This window comes from Streptomyces sp. NPDC007856 (genome assembly GCF_042868225.1).
Lineage (GTDB): Bacteria > Actinomycetota > Actinomycetes > Streptomycetales > Streptomycetaceae > Streptomyces.
The window spans coordinates 203,042-217,041 of sequence record NZ_JBIAEC010000011.1 but is presented as its reverse complement, the minus strand read 5'-3'; the positions used below and the strand labels follow the sequence as shown (position 1 = coordinate 217,041).

Annotated in this window: 16 protein-coding genes; 9 read left to right on the top strand and 7 right to left on the bottom strand. The window is 71.9% G+C overall.

From position 1 onward, the window contains the following. Positions 1 to 157: 157 nt before the first annotated feature. On the bottom strand, positions 158 to 1,279 hold the full coding sequence (locus tag ACFYOH_RS26025) for a CapA family protein (protein ID WP_388629843.1): 1,122 nt from the start codon (positions 1,277 to 1,279) through the stop codon (positions 158 to 160). A 256-nt stretch (positions 1,280 to 1,535) separates the two neighbouring features. On the opposite strand from ACFYOH_RS26025, the gene ACFYOH_RS26020 reads away from it, so the two are divergent. From ACFYOH_RS26020 to ACFYOH_RS26000, 5 genes are all read left to right on the top strand, one after another. After that, on the top strand, positions 1,536 to 2,570 hold the full coding sequence (locus ACFYOH_RS26020) for a sphingomyelin phosphodiesterase (protein ID WP_388629840.1): 1,035 nt from the start codon (positions 1,536 to 1,538) through the stop codon (positions 2,568 to 2,570). Between the two features lie 265 nt (positions 2,571 to 2,835). Continuing rightward, positions 2,836 to 3,000, top strand: a complete 165-nt coding sequence (locus ACFYOH_RS26015; RefSeq protein ID WP_388629837.1) for a hypothetical protein — start codon at positions 2,836 to 2,838, stop codon at positions 2,998 to 3,000. 96 nt (positions 3,001 to 3,096) lie between these two features. Further along, positions 3,097 to 3,912 carry an SAM-dependent methyltransferase gene (locus ACFYOH_RS26010; protein WP_388629834.1) on the top strand — a complete coding sequence of 272 codons (816 nt, stop codon included), beginning with the start codon at positions 3,097 to 3,099 and terminating at the stop codon, positions 3,910 to 3,912. Between the two features lie 196 nt (positions 3,913 to 4,108). After that, positions 4,109 to 4,357 carry a hypothetical protein gene (locus ACFYOH_RS26005; protein WP_388629831.1) on the top strand — a complete coding sequence of 83 codons (249 nt, stop codon included), beginning with the start codon at positions 4,109 to 4,111 and terminating at the stop codon, positions 4,355 to 4,357. Positions 4,358 to 4,656: 299 nt separating this feature from the next. Then, positions 4,657 to 4,818, top strand: a complete 162-nt coding sequence (locus ACFYOH_RS26000) for a hypothetical protein (RefSeq protein ID WP_388629828.1) — start codon at positions 4,657 to 4,659, stop codon at positions 4,816 to 4,818. A gap of 52 nt (positions 4,819 to 4,870) precedes the next feature. On the opposite strand, the gene ACFYOH_RS25995 is transcribed toward ACFYOH_RS26000, so the two are convergent. The 4 genes from ACFYOH_RS25995 to ACFYOH_RS25980 all read right to left on the bottom strand — a co-directional run bounded on the left by ACFYOH_RS25995 (position 4,871) and on the right by ACFYOH_RS25980 (position 7,378). Then, positions 4,871 to 5,734 (bottom strand): LLM class flavin-dependent oxidoreductase, encoded by an 864-nt coding sequence (locus ACFYOH_RS25995; protein WP_388629826.1) that lies wholly within the window; start codon positions 5,732 to 5,734, stop codon positions 4,871 to 4,873. Between the two features lie 51 nt (positions 5,735 to 5,785). Beyond that, on the bottom strand, positions 5,786 to 6,061 hold the full coding sequence (locus ACFYOH_RS25990) for a hypothetical protein (RefSeq protein WP_388629824.1): 276 nt from the start codon (positions 6,059 to 6,061) through the stop codon (positions 5,786 to 5,788). A gap of 46 nt (positions 6,062 to 6,107) precedes the next feature. Continuing rightward, positions 6,108 to 6,602 (bottom strand): HPP family protein, encoded by a 495-nt coding sequence (locus ACFYOH_RS25985; RefSeq protein WP_388629822.1) that lies wholly within the window; start codon positions 6,600 to 6,602, stop codon positions 6,108 to 6,110. A gap of 101 nt (positions 6,603 to 6,703) precedes the next feature. Further along, positions 6,704 to 7,378: a hypothetical protein gene (locus tag ACFYOH_RS25980; RefSeq protein ID WP_388629820.1), complete on the bottom strand. Its 675-nt coding sequence runs from the start codon at positions 7,376 to 7,378 to the stop codon at positions 6,704 to 6,706. Positions 7,379 to 7,613: 235 nt separating this feature from the next. Between ACFYOH_RS25980 and ACFYOH_RS25975 the strand changes: the two genes are divergently transcribed. Together ACFYOH_RS25975 and ACFYOH_RS25970 are read left to right on the top strand one after the other, a co-directional pair. Beyond that, positions 7,614 to 7,904 (top strand): DUF1876 domain-containing protein, encoded by a 291-nt coding sequence (locus ACFYOH_RS25975; RefSeq protein ID WP_388629817.1) that lies wholly within the window; start codon positions 7,614 to 7,616, stop codon positions 7,902 to 7,904. Between the two features lie 107 nt (positions 7,905 to 8,011). Continuing rightward, entirely contained in the window at positions 8,012 to 8,932 is a 921-nt protein-coding gene (locus tag ACFYOH_RS25970; RefSeq protein WP_388629814.1) for a DUF1918 domain-containing protein, read from the top strand. A gap of 72 nt (positions 8,933 to 9,004) precedes the next feature. Here ACFYOH_RS25970 and ACFYOH_RS25965 read toward each other — a convergent pair whose 3' ends face one another. Continuing rightward, complete coding sequence (locus ACFYOH_RS25965) at positions 9,005 to 9,682, bottom strand: ArsR/SmtB family transcription factor (RefSeq protein WP_388629812.1); 678 nt, start codon at positions 9,680 to 9,682, stop codon at positions 9,005 to 9,007. Between the two features lie 77 nt (positions 9,683 to 9,759). On the opposite strand from ACFYOH_RS25965, the gene ACFYOH_RS25960 reads away from it, so the two are divergent. Together ACFYOH_RS25960 and ACFYOH_RS25955 are read left to right on the top strand one after the other, a co-directional pair. Next, positions 9,760 to 11,130 (top strand): rhodanese-like domain-containing protein, encoded by a 1,371-nt coding sequence (locus tag ACFYOH_RS25960; RefSeq protein WP_388629810.1) that lies wholly within the window; start codon positions 9,760 to 9,762, stop codon positions 11,128 to 11,130. Further along, on the top strand, positions 11,127 to 12,389 hold the full coding sequence (locus ACFYOH_RS25955) for an MFS transporter (protein ID WP_388629808.1): 1,263 nt from the start codon (positions 11,127 to 11,129) through the stop codon (positions 12,387 to 12,389). The genes ACFYOH_RS25960 and ACFYOH_RS25955 overlap by 4 nt, the downstream gene beginning before the upstream one ends. A 24-nt stretch (positions 12,390 to 12,413) precedes the next feature. Here the strand turns inward: ACFYOH_RS25955 and ACFYOH_RS25950 are convergent, their stop codons facing one another. Further along, on the bottom strand, positions 12,414 to 13,811 hold the full coding sequence (locus ACFYOH_RS25950; protein WP_388629805.1) for an FAD-binding oxidoreductase: 1,398 nt from the start codon (positions 13,809 to 13,811) through the stop codon (positions 12,414 to 12,416). Between the last annotated feature and the right edge of the window lie 189 nt (positions 13,812 to 14,000).

The following is a 14,000-nucleotide window of genomic DNA, read 5'->3' as shown; positions in this document are numbered from 1 at the left end:
GCCGGCGTGAGGCCCGAGCCGAACAGCGCGAGGCCCGAGCCGAACAGCGCGAGGCCCGAGCCGAACAGCGCGAGGCCGTTCCGTCCGCCAACACCAGGTACCCGCAACTCTCCGGCTCACCCCCGCTGCACCGCGTGACGTCCGGCGCCCCGCTGCATCACCGGTCCGCGCCCGCCGACCCCGCCAGGACACTCAGCGTGCCGTCGGCCTCCATGCCGATGTGCAGGCCGTGGCAGATCCGGTCGAGGGTCGAGCGCAGCCACGCGCGGTCCGGCTCCCCGGCGGGCTCCAGCCGCATCCGCCGCGCCTGCCAGGGGACCATCCGCATGCCGATCGGGCGTCCCGTGTCCGCCTCCACCGAGACGAGGTAGCCGAGCCGGAGGTCGTCGCGGTACTCCTCGTAGCCCGAGATGCCCTCGTAGTCGTCGATGAAGTCGCCGCAGCCGTAGAGGATGAACCGGCCCCGGTACACCTCGACGGGGCGGGGATGGTGCGAGGAGTGCCCGTGGACGATGTCGACGCCGCCGTCGACCAGGGCGCGCGCGAAACGCGTCTGCTCGCGGGGAACGAGATAGCCCCAGTTGGTGCCCCAGTGCACCGACACGACCACGATGTCGCCCGGCCGCTTGTCCCGCCGCACCCGCTGGACGGCCGCCTCGGCCGCCGACGCCGACAGTTCGCGGACGTAGGCGACACCGGAGCGGTCCGTGGTCGCGGCCCAGTCGGGCGGGATGCCGCTGGACAGTGCTCCGAGGGCGAAGACCAGGATGCGGTGGCCGGGACCGAGCGGGACCGCCGCGGGCGCGTAGGCCTCGTCGGCGTCGCGCCCCGCGCCCACCGCTCGCAGTCCTGCGCCGGCGAGTGAGTCCAGGGTTTCCTCCAGGCCCGGCCGGCCGAAGTCCAGCACATGATTGTTGGACAGGACGCACACGTCGGGCCGGGCCACCGCGAGGGCGGGCAGGTTGGCCGGGTGCATCCGGTAGTGCACCGCCTTGCCCGGCATGAAGGCGTCGCTGCGCGTGACGGCCGTCTCCAGATTGACGATCCGGGCATCCGGCGCGACCTCGTCCAACAGCCCCAGCACGTCGCCCCACGGCCAGGCGGGGTGGACCGGCGCGGGGATCGGACCGCTGACCGCCTCGACCAGTTCCACGTACGTCCGGGCATCCGTGACGTAACCCTCGCGCAGCACCGGGCTTCCGGGGTGCGGAAGGATCTGGTCGACGCCGCGCCCGAGCATCACGTCCCCGCACAGGAACAGCGTCACCACGCCGCCCATACACCCACCCTAGGCGGCGTCTTCCCGGCCCGGTCCGGCTCAGGGAATGTGTGAACAGGCGTGACCCGAACAGAAGGCTCCGGCCGGTCGGATTCACTCCGCCACGGGACGAACTTGTCCAGACACCTTCTCTCCATGAGGCGATCGGGGGAAGTTCCCTCAGCCGTACCCGCGAGCACCCTAGAGTCGCAGTGTCATGTACGCGACCGATCAATCGGTCGCGGCCCGGGGACTTCCCACCTCACCAGGAGAGCGCATGGTCTCGCGTCGTACAGCTACCGCCCTCACCTCCGCAGCGGCCGCCCTGCTGCTCGGCTTCAGCGGCTACGCGGCCCCCACCGCGAGCGCGGGCACCGGCACCGGCCTCTCGGTGTTCGCGTGGAACGTCGATCTCGGCACCGCGATCGTCGACAGCACCCAGAACGAGAAGGCGGCGCAGCGCACCCCGACCGTCGAGTCGATCATCCGCAAGCACGGCGCGGACGTGGTGGTGCTGGACGAGGACTTCAACAACAGCTCGACCGCCGACATCATCAGCAAGCTCGCCGACCTCTACCCGTACCACACCCCCGTCGTCGGCCAGACCTGTTCCGGTGGCGGCTGGACGGGCATCAGCGGTGACTGCTCCAACTCGTGGTTCGTCATCAACGGCGGCACCATGATCCTCTCCAAGTATCCGATCACCGCCCAGTACGCCCACGTCTTCAGCAACTCCACCTACGGCACCTGGGACTACCACGCCAACAAGGGCGCGGCGCTGGCGCAGATCGAGAAGGAGGGTGTGAAGAGCTGGGTGGTCGGCACCCATCTGCAGGCCGACGAGTCCGACGCCTCCACGGACACCACACAGTCCACCCGGCTCGCCCAGCTCGGCGAGATCCGCACCTGGGTGGACGGCATCGCCGGCTCGACCGCGCCGGTCCTGATCGGCGGAGACCTGAACGTGGAGTACTACGGCGGCCAGTCGCGCGGTGACTACGCCAACGCCCAGGCCGCGGTGAACGGTGTGCTCGGCACCCCGGCCACCGACTCCGGTCAGACCCTGAGGACCATGGACTGCCCGGTCTCCGTCTGGTGCCAGTACATGTCCGGCATCGAGTCCTTCCCCAGGGACTACCGGGACGACCTCGACTACCTCGGCTATCTCAACGCGCCGGGCCGCCCGACGCCGGCCGCGATGTCCACCGTCAAGGTGGACTTCGACCCCCAGTCCGGCTGGACGACGGGCCAGACCGACACCAACGCCCCCAGCGACCACTACCCGGTCGAGGCGACGTTCCAGCTCGGCTGACCCGCGCGAGCCCGACAGGCCGGACGACAGCGGAGAACCCCTGGGACACCATGCCCCGGGGGTCCCCTCCGGCACAGCCGAGCAGGAGGCCCAGGAACACGCATACCCGGACCGGGGGGTGCGTGACGCCCGCGACGGCGCCGGGCGGGGTGATGCTGCCGCTGGGCAGGGCGCGCCGGTCGAAGGAGGTCGCCGACAGCCTGGGCATCTCCCGCGAACTCGCCGCCTTCCGCCTGGACAGGCTGGTGACAGCGGTATCCGCAAGGTGGGCCGACGGCCCAAGGTGTACGAGCCGGTGGCCGAGGCGATCGCCGTGCACATCCCCGAGCGCCGACACGAGATGCCGGCGGAGGTCCTCGCGGAAGCCGTAGTGACCGTCCGTCTCCAGGAGCAGTCGGGCGACCCCACGTCACCGTCCGGCGGGGAGTAGGCCGAACTCATGGGCGAAATCCGGTCGTTCGGACATAGGTTGTGCGGTGAGTGATCCATGCCTTGACACGCCCGCACCGAAAGACGGACACGACTCATGACCGACCCCGCGACCACGCCCGAGACGGCGATGGGCCAGAAGATCGACACGTCGGTGCCGCACTCCGCCCGTATCTGGAACTACTGGCTCGGCGGCAAGGACAACTACCCCGTCGACGAGGAGGCCGGCGACGCGTACACCGCGGTCTTCCCCGGCATCGTCACCATCGCCCGCAGCAGCCGTGCGTTCCTGCGCCGCAACATCACCTATCTGGTCCGTGAGGCGGGCATCCGGCAGTTCCTGGACGTCGGCACCGGTCTGCCGACCGCCGAGAACACACATGAGGTCGCCCAACGGCTCGCCCCCGAGGCGCGGATCGTCTACGTCGACAACGACCCTATGGTCCTGGCGCACGCCCGCGCCCTGCTCTACTCCTCCCCCGAGGGCGCGACCGCCTACATCGACGCCGACGTGACTTCCCCGGAGGAGATCCTCAAGGCCGCCGCCGCGACACTGGACTTCGACCGTCCTGTCGCGCTGATCCTCAGCAACATCCTGGGACACGTCGCCGACCACGATCAGGCCCGCTCGATCGCGGGCCGCCTGATGGACGCCCTGCCGTCGGGCAGTTACCTCTCCATCAACGACGGCTCGCGCGGCATCGACCCGGTCTTCGAGCAGGCCCAGGACGCCTACAACGACAGCGGCGCCGTCCCGTACAACCTGCGTACGGTCGACGAGATCACCGCCTTCTTCGACGGCCTGGAACTCGTCGAGCCCGGCGTCGTCTCGGTCCCGCAGTGGCGTCCGGAGCCAGATTCGGCCACCCCGGAGACCATCGCGGAGCACGGCGGGCTCGCCCGGAAGCCGTAACCGGCAACAGGCCGACGCCGCAGCCTTCTCGGACAACCCGTGCCCTGCGCGGCCGCGGCTGTCCGAGGGGGCGAAGTGCCATGGACCTCGCGCACTTCGCCATGGCGCCGGGCGGGCGCCCAGGGCACGGTCGTTCGTACCCGTCCAGGAGGACGAGTTCACCGGCATCGAGGAGTTCTCCCTCGGCGGGCTGACGGTGCGCGACGGGCACGCGGCGATCCTCACCCACGTGGAGGCGACGCTCGGTATCCTGACCTTCGTCGCCAGGCCGGCTCCGGTCGGCCTGCTCGCGGCCGTGAACCCCTTCGCGCCCGCGGGGGCGACCATGGCCCTGCTCCACGCCCAGGCCCCTCGCGGCGGCGTCCCGCGGAGCGGTATCAAGGGCCCCGGCCGCCTCGTCGTCCCCTGGCCGTCAGGTTGCTGGCGATGGTCGCGATGGGAGTGATCTTCGGCGCCCGATCGGCAGGCCCGGCGCCTCGGGCCTCGTGTACGCCGAGTTTCGGCATCGGCAGTGCTCTGGCCGGCGTCGCCTGTGCCTGGCTCCCGCAGCGGTTCTCCCTGCGCGCCCGGTGTGTGTCATTCGCCGCGGCCTCTTCATCGGCATGCTCACACTGTTCGTCGATGCCCGGCTCGTGTCCCTGCCCGCAGGCATCGCGCCGACGAGTTTCACGGTCGCGCCCTACATGATCAGCCTCTACGCCCTCACCGAGCGGCTCGCCCCCCGCCGGACGCGCCGCGATCGCCATGACCGTCCTGTCCGGCCGCGGCCCCCTGGGGACCGCCGCCGGACAGGCCGCGTCGGGAAGCCTCGCTGAGGGGCACGGCGTCGCGGGACCCCTCATGGTGACTCTCTTCGTCGCGTCCTGCGCGCTGCTGCTGGCGCACTCGGCCGCGCTGGCCGAGTAGGGACGCAATGTCTGGATCACCGACCTCGTGCCTCGGGCGCCGCGGTAGCTGTTCAGATCGGCGGCGGGCCCGCCTCGATGCGGCGCAGGACCGGTGCCAGCCGGTCCAGGTCGGGGCCGGTCTGGACCTGTCGCTCGTCCCACCAGGTCGCGCCGGCGTCGTACAGCGGACCGATCACGTCCCTGGCCTTGGCCGGGTCGAGGGGCGTGGCACCGCCGAGCACGAACTCGAAGGGGCGCTCGGCTGTGGCCGTACGCTGCTTGCGCACATAGCCGATCAGCTCGCGTACCTCCGCCGCGTCCGGCACATGCCCGTGCCGGGCCGTCTCGAAGAGCGGCACCGCGCCGTCCCACCGCGCCGCTCGGCGCATGGGCGGACGGCGCGGCCAGAACCCGCCGATCCACACCGGCGGACCGGGCCGCTGCACCGTGGCGGGCAGCAGCGTGACGTCCCGCACCTCGTAGTGCCGGCCGTGGTGGTTCACCGGCTCGCCGGACCAGAACCGCCGCAGCAGCTCCAGTCCCTCGTCCAGCCGCTCGGCGAGGAGGCGCGGATCGGTGGCGTCGCCAAAGCTGCCGTACTCGTCCTCGATCGGGCCTCCCAGGCCCGCGGCGAAGATCACCCGGCCGCCGCTGAGCTGGTCCAACGTGGCCACTTGGCGGGCGAGTTGCTGCGGACGGTAACGCGGGACCGGCGTCAGCAGGGTGCCCAGCCGGATCCGGGACGTCGCCGACGCGGCGGCGGTCAGCAGCATCCAGGGGTCCCCGAAGGGACGGCCCTGGTGCTGTCGGTGCAGGACGTGATCCCAGACGAACAGCCCGTGCCAGCCCGCCTCTTCGGCGGCAGCCGCCACGGTGGCGACGTTACGGGGATCGGCGAAGTCGCCGAAGTTGGGGATGTTGATGGAAAACCGCATCCCAGCAGCATGCGCACCCGACGGCGCAGGGGCAATCGGATATGCGATTCCTCAGAGTTCGGGAACGGTGGAGCCACCGCCTGCCTTGACCGCTTCCACGGCTGCCTGGTGCAGTTGCCGGCTGTGCACCTCGGAACGGCAGGGCACGGGGCTGCCCGTGAGGGTGAACCATTCGGACGTGCCCGTGTACTGGACCGCCACGTCGGCCTCTTTGCCGTCCCAGGTGGTGTGGACGGTCAGGTCGCCGGCGACGATCCCCGCTTCGACGGTTCGTGCGCCACCCTGGCCGGTGAAGACCCCGGGGGTCGTCCATGATGCCCAGACCATGACGTCAGCCTTCCTCTCCGGGTGAAGGGACGAATGAACTGATCCACTACGGGATGGGGATTCCGCGTTCCTGTGGTGCGCGGTGCGGCGGCAAGCCGTCGAGGGTCGCCCGTGCGGGACTCCGGCTGACAGCCTCGGCGCGGGTGTGCAGGCCCGCGGCGGCGGCCACGTAGTCCCGGGCCGTGAGCAGACCGACCAGCCGTCCGCGCGGATCCGTGACCGGCAGGGCGTCGAGGTGTTCCTCGGTCATCACGGCTGCGGCGCGCAGAGCCGATTCCTCGGGGTGGACCGTGACGGTCCGGCGGGCGTGCACGAGCTCGCGCACCTTGCGGCGGGACAGCGTCACCGCCGCGGCGGCGCAGGCCACGGCGAGTTCGGCGCGATCCAGGACTCCGGCGCAGCAGCCGTCCCCACGGACCACCGGGAGCTGACACTGCTCGGACCTCTCCATGACCTCCCACGCCATCAGCACGCTCTCGTCCTCACCGATCGCGTACGGGGCGGCATCCATCAGACTCCGCACCACGAGTCGCTCGTTCACGGTTGCCTCCTCGCGCCGGGCGTCCGGTCGCAGTGTTCCCCTCGGACGGCACCAGTGTCGCGCCCCACGCGCTTTCACGCTCGCCGGGCAGACGGCGCCTGTCATGGGGCCGTACGGCCCCTCCGCGGGCCGTTGGCCCCACGGTCGGCGCCGGGGTGCGGGGCGGACCGGAGGACGTACGTACGGCCCTCTCGGCCCCACTCCCCGTACTCGGGGATCAGACCGGCGTCCATCGCCCGGAGGCAGGGGCGGCCGATGTGCGCGTAGACCAGCCGTCCGACCCGGTTCCGGGCCGCTTCCGGGCCGACGTCCCGCACGGGTGCGTGCCCGCCCACTCCGCCGCGGAAGCGGATGGGGCGGTCCCAGCACGAGGCTTCCGCGAACATCAGGTCCGCGTCCGCCGCCCAGGCCGGGAAGGTCCAGAACTCCGGCGCCCACACCACCGCCCCCGGCTCTCCCTCGATGCGGTAACCGCAGGTGGGATGGGAGGTGTGGGCGACCGGCAGCGCGCGGATGCGCAGCTCGCCGAGGTCCAGGTCCGTCATGCGCGGCACCAGCCCGCGCTCGGCGGCGAGACGCCGCAGGGCCGAGCGCAGTTCGGCGTGCTCGTCGGTCACGAGCCAGGCGTCCAGCGGGCCTTCCGGCGGCTGTGCGCCGGGCCCGCCGTCGAACGCGACGCGCCGGCGGCCGTAGGCGACCAGCAGGCCGGCCGGGGCGAAACGCGGGGACGCCATGGCGCCCACGCCCAGCAGCGTGAGCCGGAACCGAGGCGGCATACCCGTCACCTCCGGGGAACGTCGCCCGTCCATCGTCTCAGGCGGGCGGCAGCCGTGAACCCGAGCGGTCCTGCGACGTACGGGGCCGGACGTCGGACCTCTCGGGGACGTTCGGCCCTGTGCCCGAAGGCCTTCGCCGTTCGATGGTGGGGTGGAGGGGGAACCGACCAGCGGCTCGCCGGAGGCCGGGCGATGTGACGGTCGTCGGACCGGGACGAGGGCGAGGAGGAACATCATGTCGCACACGGCGCAGTGGAACGTCCGCCTCCATCTCTTCGAGGACGACGACGGAACGACGAAGGCAGATGTCGTGCTGGACACCGGCACCTCCGCGCTCTCCGCCCAGGGATGCGCGCGCTGCCATCCCGCGGACGCGAACGTGCCGGAGATCGGCGACGAACTGGCGGCAGGCCGGGCCATGATCGACCTCGCCCATCAGCTGCTGAGCACCGCCGAACGGGACATGCGGGGAGCGCAGGCGCCCGGGCGGAGTGTCCGCCGCCAACCCTCTGCACGGCCCGTGTGAGTACGCGGCAGCGCCTCCCCGTCGATCTCCCGCTCGTGCCCCGGTGCGGTGATGTGTCCCGCGTGGCAGGTTGGAAACAGCACGACTCTGCGGAGAGGGCAGCGATCATGCGAGCTCACCTCGGCGACCAGCTCATCGTGGAGAGTCCGGCGACCGGTGCCGGCAAGCGCGACGGCGAGATCGTCGGACTCCACCATGAGGACGGAACACCGCCCTACGACGTGCGCTGGTCGGACACCGACGAAGTGACCCTTGTGTTCCCCGGACCCGACGCACACGTCCGTCCTCTGCACCACGAGCGGACCGTGGGCACCCACGAGCCACGACAGGACCCGGGTGACGTGGCCACCGTGTCCCCCGCCGCCTCACCGCGCTGGGCGGCCGACCCCGGCGACATCGGCCGACGCGTGGCCGTAGAACGCAGGAGGCAGGGCCTCAGCCGCGAGGAGACCGCCGGCCGCGCCCGGATGTCGCCCGACTATCTGGCCTACCTCGAGGAACGGCCCGCCGACCCGACCCTGGCGACGCTCGTCAGACTGGCCGACGCACTGGGCACCACGGTCGCCACCCTGCGCGGCGGAGGCATCGATCTCCCACCCGGCCAGGGCCACGCACTGCTCCATCCCGAGCTGCGCGACCTCGCCCCGGAGGAATGCCGCACGCTGCTCTCCACACACGGTGTGGGACGCGTCTCGGTGTCGACGTCCGACGGCCGCCCGGCAGTCGTCCCGGTCAACTACGACGTGGTCGACGACGCCATCGTCTTCCGGACCGTGCCTGATTCCGTGGCCGCGGCGGCCGCGGAACGGGAGGTCGCCTTCGAGGTCGATCACCTGGACGAGGCCCTGAGCCGGGGCTGGAGCGTCCTCGTCGTCGGCCCGGCGAGCGTCGTGACGGACCCGGACACCGTACGGCGGCTCACCCGGCAGGCCCACAGCACGCCGTGGGCGGGTGGTCACCGGGAGATGTGGGTGTCCATCCGGCCCGTGACCCTCACGGGCCGACGGATCGGCCCGGCCGAGGGGTAGACGGGTTCATCGGCGGCTCGCGGTGGCGGCGATGGGGGGCGGGACGGCCAGGATGCGACGGCGGTGCCCCGCTCACATCAGCTCCGCCGCGGCCACGGGCAGCTCGGCCAGCCGCCATTCGAGCATGCCGTCGTTGAGGCGGATGGCGCGTCGCCCGCGGTCGGTCAGGAGACGGACCGCGTCGTAGGCGAGGACGCAGTACTCGCCCCGGCAGTAGACGACGATCTCGGTGTCCTCGGGCAACTCGTGGATGCGGTCGGCCAGTTCGTGGACCGGGATGGAGATCGCGCCGGGGATGTGCCCGGCCCGGTACTCCTCCACCGGCCGCACATCGAGCACCGTCACGCTCCCTGCCGCGACGCGGGCCTGGAGTTCCTCGCGGCTGACCTCCACGGCGCCGTCGTCGCCGAGGTAGGCGTCGCGGGCGGCGGGCACGGCGGCCTGGTGGCTCTCGGCGACCTTGCGCAGCAGCGCGAACAGCCGGGCCACGTCGTCGCCGGCGAGCCGGTAGTGGATGCGCACGCCGTCCCGGCGGGTGGCGACGAATCCGGCCTGCTTGAGCGTCTGGAGATGCGCCGACGCGGTCGTCAGGTTCAGCCCGGCCGCCTTCGCGAGGGCGTCGACCGTCCGCTCGCCCTGGGCCAGCAGATCGAGCAGTTCCAGGCGTTTTCCGCTGGCCAGCGCCTTGCCGCTGGCCGCGAACGCGTCGTACAGCTCCGCCTTCGAGCCGGTTGCCGTGGTCTCCGCCATGCGCTTCCTCCATAAATCCATGGAATATTGTAGAGGATACGGGGGCGGCACGAGTACCGGATGTTGGAGGCACGGCCATGGGCTTCGCGGAGGACCATCTGATTCCGCTGGTGGACGAAGGACTGGGCAACAGCGCCTACCTCGTCGACCTGGGCGAGGGCCGTGCCCTGGCCGTCGACGCGAGCCGTGATCTGCGCGCCCTGCACGCCGCCGCCGACCGGCGCGGGCTGCGCGTCGCCTTCGCGGCCGACACCCATCTGCACGCCGACTTCCTCTCCGGTGCCGTCCAGCTCGGCCACGACCACGGCGCCACCGTGCTGGCCTCCGCCGCCGGCCGCCGCGCCTTCCCCCACCAGGCCCTCGCGGACGGCGACGAGGTCGACCTGGGCGGGCTGACGCTGCTGGCCCTGGCGACCCCCGGGCACACCGACGAGCACCTGTCCTTCCTGCTGCTGGACGGCGGCCGGCCGCTCGGGGTGTTCACCGGCGGCTCGCTGATCGTGAACTCCGCCGCGCGCACCGACCTGCTCGGCGCGGAGCGCACCGAGGAACTGGCCCGTGCGCAGTACCGCTCGCTGTGTCGGCTGACCCTGCTGCCCGACGAGACCGCGGTATGGCCCACCCACGGCGCCGGCTCGTTCTGCTCGGCCCCGCCCGGCGCCGAGCGCACCACCACCATCGGCACGGAGAAGCGGGCCAACCCGCTGCTCGCCGCACCCGACGAGGACGCCTTCGTGTCCCGGCTGCTCGCGGGCCTCGGCAGCTACCCCGCCTACTTCGAACGGCTCGCCGAGCTCAACCGGCGCGGCCCCGCCGTCCTGACCGCCGCACCGACGCTGCCCGCCCTGGACCCCGAGCAGGTGCGCACGCTGCTCGCCGGCGGCGGCCACGTGGTCGACGTCCGTCCCGCCGCCGAGTACGCCGCCGCACACATACCGGGGTCGATCTCCATCCCGCTGCGCGCCCAGTTCGCCACCTGGCTGGGCTGGCTGCTGCCCGGCGAGGACCCCATCGCCTGCGTCACCGGGGAGGGCCAGGATCTGCCGGAGCTCGTCTGGCAGGCGTACAAGATCGGTTACGAGCGGCTCGCCGGCCGTCTCCCGGGAGGCATGACCGCCTGGCAGGAGGCCGGCCTCCCCACCTCGGCCACCGCGTTCGTCACCCCCGACCAGGCGCCGGCCGCCCCGTACCTCGACGTCCGGCAGACGGCCGAGTACGCGGCCGGACACGTCCCCGGCGCCGTCCACCTCGAACTCGGTGCCCTCGCCGCCCACACCGCCGAGGTCCCCGGGGGTGCGGTGGTGGCCTGCGGGCACGGGGAGCGCGCCATGACCGCCGCCAGCGTCCTGGAGCGCGCCGGGCACACCGACCTGACCGTGCTGAACGGCAGCGTTGGCGACTACGCCGCCGCCCACGGCCACCGGCTCACCGGGGGCGCTGCCCGGTGAGCGCGACCACCGAGTCCGCGGCCGGGCCTGTTCGGCTGGGACTTCGCGAGAATTGGCTGCAGTTCACGCTGCTCGTCATCGTGAACGTCTGCGTCGGCGGCCTCGTCGGGCTGGAACGCACGACCGTACCGCTCATCGGCGCCCGCACCTTCGGCCTGACCAATGACCTGGCCGTCTTCTCCTTCATCATCGCCTTCGGCCTGACGAAGGCCCTCACCAACCTCGCCGCGGGCGCGCTGACCGCCCGCTTCCGCCGCAAGCAGCTCCTGGTGACCGGCTGGCTCATCGGCATCCCCGTGCCGTTCGCCCTCGCCTGGGCGCCGTCCTGGGGCTGGATCGTCGCCGCGAACGTACTGCTCGGCCTCAACCAGGGCCTGACCTGGTCGATGACGGTCAACATGAAGATCGATCTGGTCGGACCCGCCCGGCGAGGACTGGCCACCGGCCTGAACGAGGCGGCCGGTTACACCGCCGTCGGCACCACCGCCCTGGTCACCGGCTATCTCGCCACGGCGTACGGCCTGCGCCCGGTCCCGGAACTCATCGGTGTGGTCTTCGTCGCCGCGGGGCTCGGCCTCGCCCTGATCGTGCGGGACACCGCCGCGCACGTCGCCCTCGAACTCTCCCGGCACACCAAGCCCCTGGCCTCCGGCGAGAGCACCGCCCTGGCCGCCACCTTCGCCCGGACCTCCTGGCACCACCGGTCCCTGCGCGGCGCCAGCCAGGCCGGCCTGGTCAACAACCTCAACGACGGCCTGACCTGGGGCGTCTTCCCCCTGCTCTTCACCGACCACGGTCTCGGTCTCGCCGCCGTCGGGCTCGTCAAGGGCCTGTACCCCATCCTCTGGGGCCTCGGCCAGATCCCCACCGGCCACCTCTCCGACCGGGTCGGCCGCAAACCGCTCATCGTCGCGGGCATGCTGACCCAGGCCGTCGGATTCGTCCTCGCCCTCGTCCTGTTGGACACCCCGCTCCTCGCGGGCGTCCTCTCCGCCGTCGCGCTCGGACTCGGCACCGCCATGGTCTACCCCTCCCTGATCGCCTCCGTCTCCGACCACGCGCACCCCGCCTGGCGGACGGGCGCGCTGGGCACCTACCGCTTCTGGCGCGACATCGGCTACGCCGTGGGCGCCCTCGTCGCGGGCGTCCTCGCCGACACTCTCGGTCTGAACGCCACCGTCGTCGCCGCCGCCGCGCTCACCGCCGGCTCCGGCCTGCTCGCCGCCCGCTGGATCAGCGAGCACGACGGCGGCCGCTGACGCGGCTCACGGTGTGCGCGCCGGTCACTCCGGCGCCGGTGGGATGTTCTGGTTGGCGCGGAACAGGTTGTCCGGGTCGTAGGCGCGCTTGACCGCGGCCAGGCGGTCGTAGTGGCCGCGGTAGGTGGTGCGGACGCGCTCCTGGCTCTCCCCGGGGCCGATGAAGTTGACGTAGGAGCCGCCCATGGAGTGCGGGTGCAGATCGGTCCAGTAGTCGACGCACCACTGCCGGATCACCTCGGCGTTGGCGGGGTCCGGGTCGATGCCGGCGACGATGCCGGACCAGACGGCGTCCCGGTAGGCCCAGGCCGTGCCGTCCGCGTCGGGCTGGTGCGCTGTGCCGTCCACCGGGTACAGGTGCGCGGTCGACAGACCGGTCGGAATGTTCTGGCCGTATTTGTGGTGGACGTCGATCGCGGCGTCGGAGATGGTCTGGAAGAAGTCGCCGCGCCAGTACCACTGCAGTCCCTCGGGAAGCAGCCCGTCGAACATGGTCTGCAAGGCGGGGTAGGGCATCGGGGTGGCGAAGTGGAAGGCCGGCGGCGCCGGCTCGTTCACCACGGCGAACATCTCCGCCAGGCGCTCGTCGGAGAGGTCTCCCGTATAGCACCAGATCACAGCGCACATCTTCTGCCCGTGGATCGGCTCGGGGAAGGGCGGCCCGGGCGGCACGACGAGGAGGGCGAAGAACCCGTAGAGCTCGTCGGGCGCGGCAGGCAGGAACTCCCGGTACCAGCGCAGCACTTCGGGCGTGCGGTCGACGGGCCACACCGTCACTCCGGCCCCGACCGTGGACGCCGGGTGCAGCCCGAAGGTGAACGACGTCACCACGCCGAAGTTGCCGCCGCCACCGCGCAGCGCCCAGAACAGGTCCGGGTGGCTGTCCGCCGACGCGGTGACATAGCTACCGTCGGCGAGGACGACATCGGCGGACGACAGGCTGTCGATCGTCAGGCCGTACCTGCGGGTGAGATAACCGTGGCCGCCGCCCAGGGTGAGACCGCTGACGCCGGTGGTCGACACGATCCCGGCCGGCACGGCGCGCCCGACGGCGTGTGTCGCATGGTCCAGGTCACCGAGCAGGGTGCCTCCGCCCACCTGAGCGGTGTCCGTCTCCGGGTCCACCCTGACCCAGCGCATCGGCGTCAGGTCGAGGACGAGTCCGTCGTCGACCAGGCACAGACCGGGGCCGCTGTGGCCGCCGCCGCGTACGGCGAGCTCGACTCCGGTGTCCCGGGCGAAGGAGATCACCGCCTGCACGTCCGCCACGTCAACGCACTGGGCGAAGGCGGCCGGCCGCCGGTCGATCATGGCGTTGTAGATGCTGCGGGCCGCGTCGTAGCCGGGGTCCTGCGGTGTGATCAGGGGTCCCCGCAGTGCCTCGCGCAGGCCGCCGACAGTCGTTTCGTCGATGGTGTTCATGACGGAGTGCCTTCTGAGAGGTACGAGTCCTGCCCATTGCCAGGCTATGCCCGAATGGGATCTCCGCACCTCACGAACCGGGATCGCCGGCCGACGCCACGGGAACGAACTGACGGCCCGCCCTGGCACCGAACGCGCCGGAACGCCGAGGACCCCCGGCAGGCGTGTGGCCGGCCAGGGGTCCTCGAC

Excerpts from the sequence above, each read along its gene's own strand:
- ACFYOH_RS25950 (WP_388629805.1), bottom strand. The coding sequence starts at position 13,811 with ATGAACACCATCGACGAAACGACTGTCGGCGGCCTGCGCGAGGCACTG.
- ACFYOH_RS25970 (WP_388629814.1), top strand. The coding sequence starts at position 8,012 with ATGCGAGCTCACCTCGGCGACCAGCTCATCGTGGAGAGTCCGGCGACC.
- ACFYOH_RS25995 (WP_388629826.1), bottom strand. The coding sequence starts at position 5,734 with ATGCGGTTTTCCATCAACATCCCCAACTTCGGCGACTTCGCCGATCCC.
- ACFYOH_RS25990 (WP_388629824.1), bottom strand. The coding sequence starts at position 6,061 with ATGGTCTGGGCATCATGGACGACCCCCGGGGTCTTCACCGGCCAGGGT.
- ACFYOH_RS25975 (WP_388629817.1), top strand. The coding sequence starts at position 7,614 with ATGTCGCACACGGCGCAGTGGAACGTCCGCCTCCATCTCTTCGAGGAC.
- ACFYOH_RS25965 (WP_388629812.1), bottom strand. The coding sequence starts at position 9,682 with ATGGCGGAGACCACGGCAACCGGCTCGAAGGCGGAGCTGTACGACGCG.
- ACFYOH_RS25980 (WP_388629820.1), bottom strand. The coding sequence starts at position 7,378 with ATGCCGCCTCGGTTCCGGCTCACGCTGCTGGGCGTGGGCGCCATGGCG.
- ACFYOH_RS26010 (WP_388629834.1), top strand. The coding sequence starts at position 3,097 with ATGACCGACCCCGCGACCACGCCCGAGACGGCGATGGGCCAGAAGATC.
- ACFYOH_RS25960 (WP_388629810.1), top strand. The coding sequence starts at position 9,760 with ATGGGCTTCGCGGAGGACCATCTGATTCCGCTGGTGGACGAAGGACTG.
- ACFYOH_RS26020 (WP_388629840.1), top strand. The coding sequence starts at position 1,536 with ATGGTCTCGCGTCGTACAGCTACCGCCCTCACCTCCGCAGCGGCCGCC.
- ACFYOH_RS26000 (WP_388629828.1), top strand. The coding sequence starts at position 4,657 with ATGACCGTCCTGTCCGGCCGCGGCCCCCTGGGGACCGCCGCCGGACAG.
- ACFYOH_RS26025 (WP_388629843.1), bottom strand. The coding sequence starts at position 1,279 with ATGGGCGGCGTGGTGACGCTGTTCCTGTGCGGGGACGTGATGCTCGGG.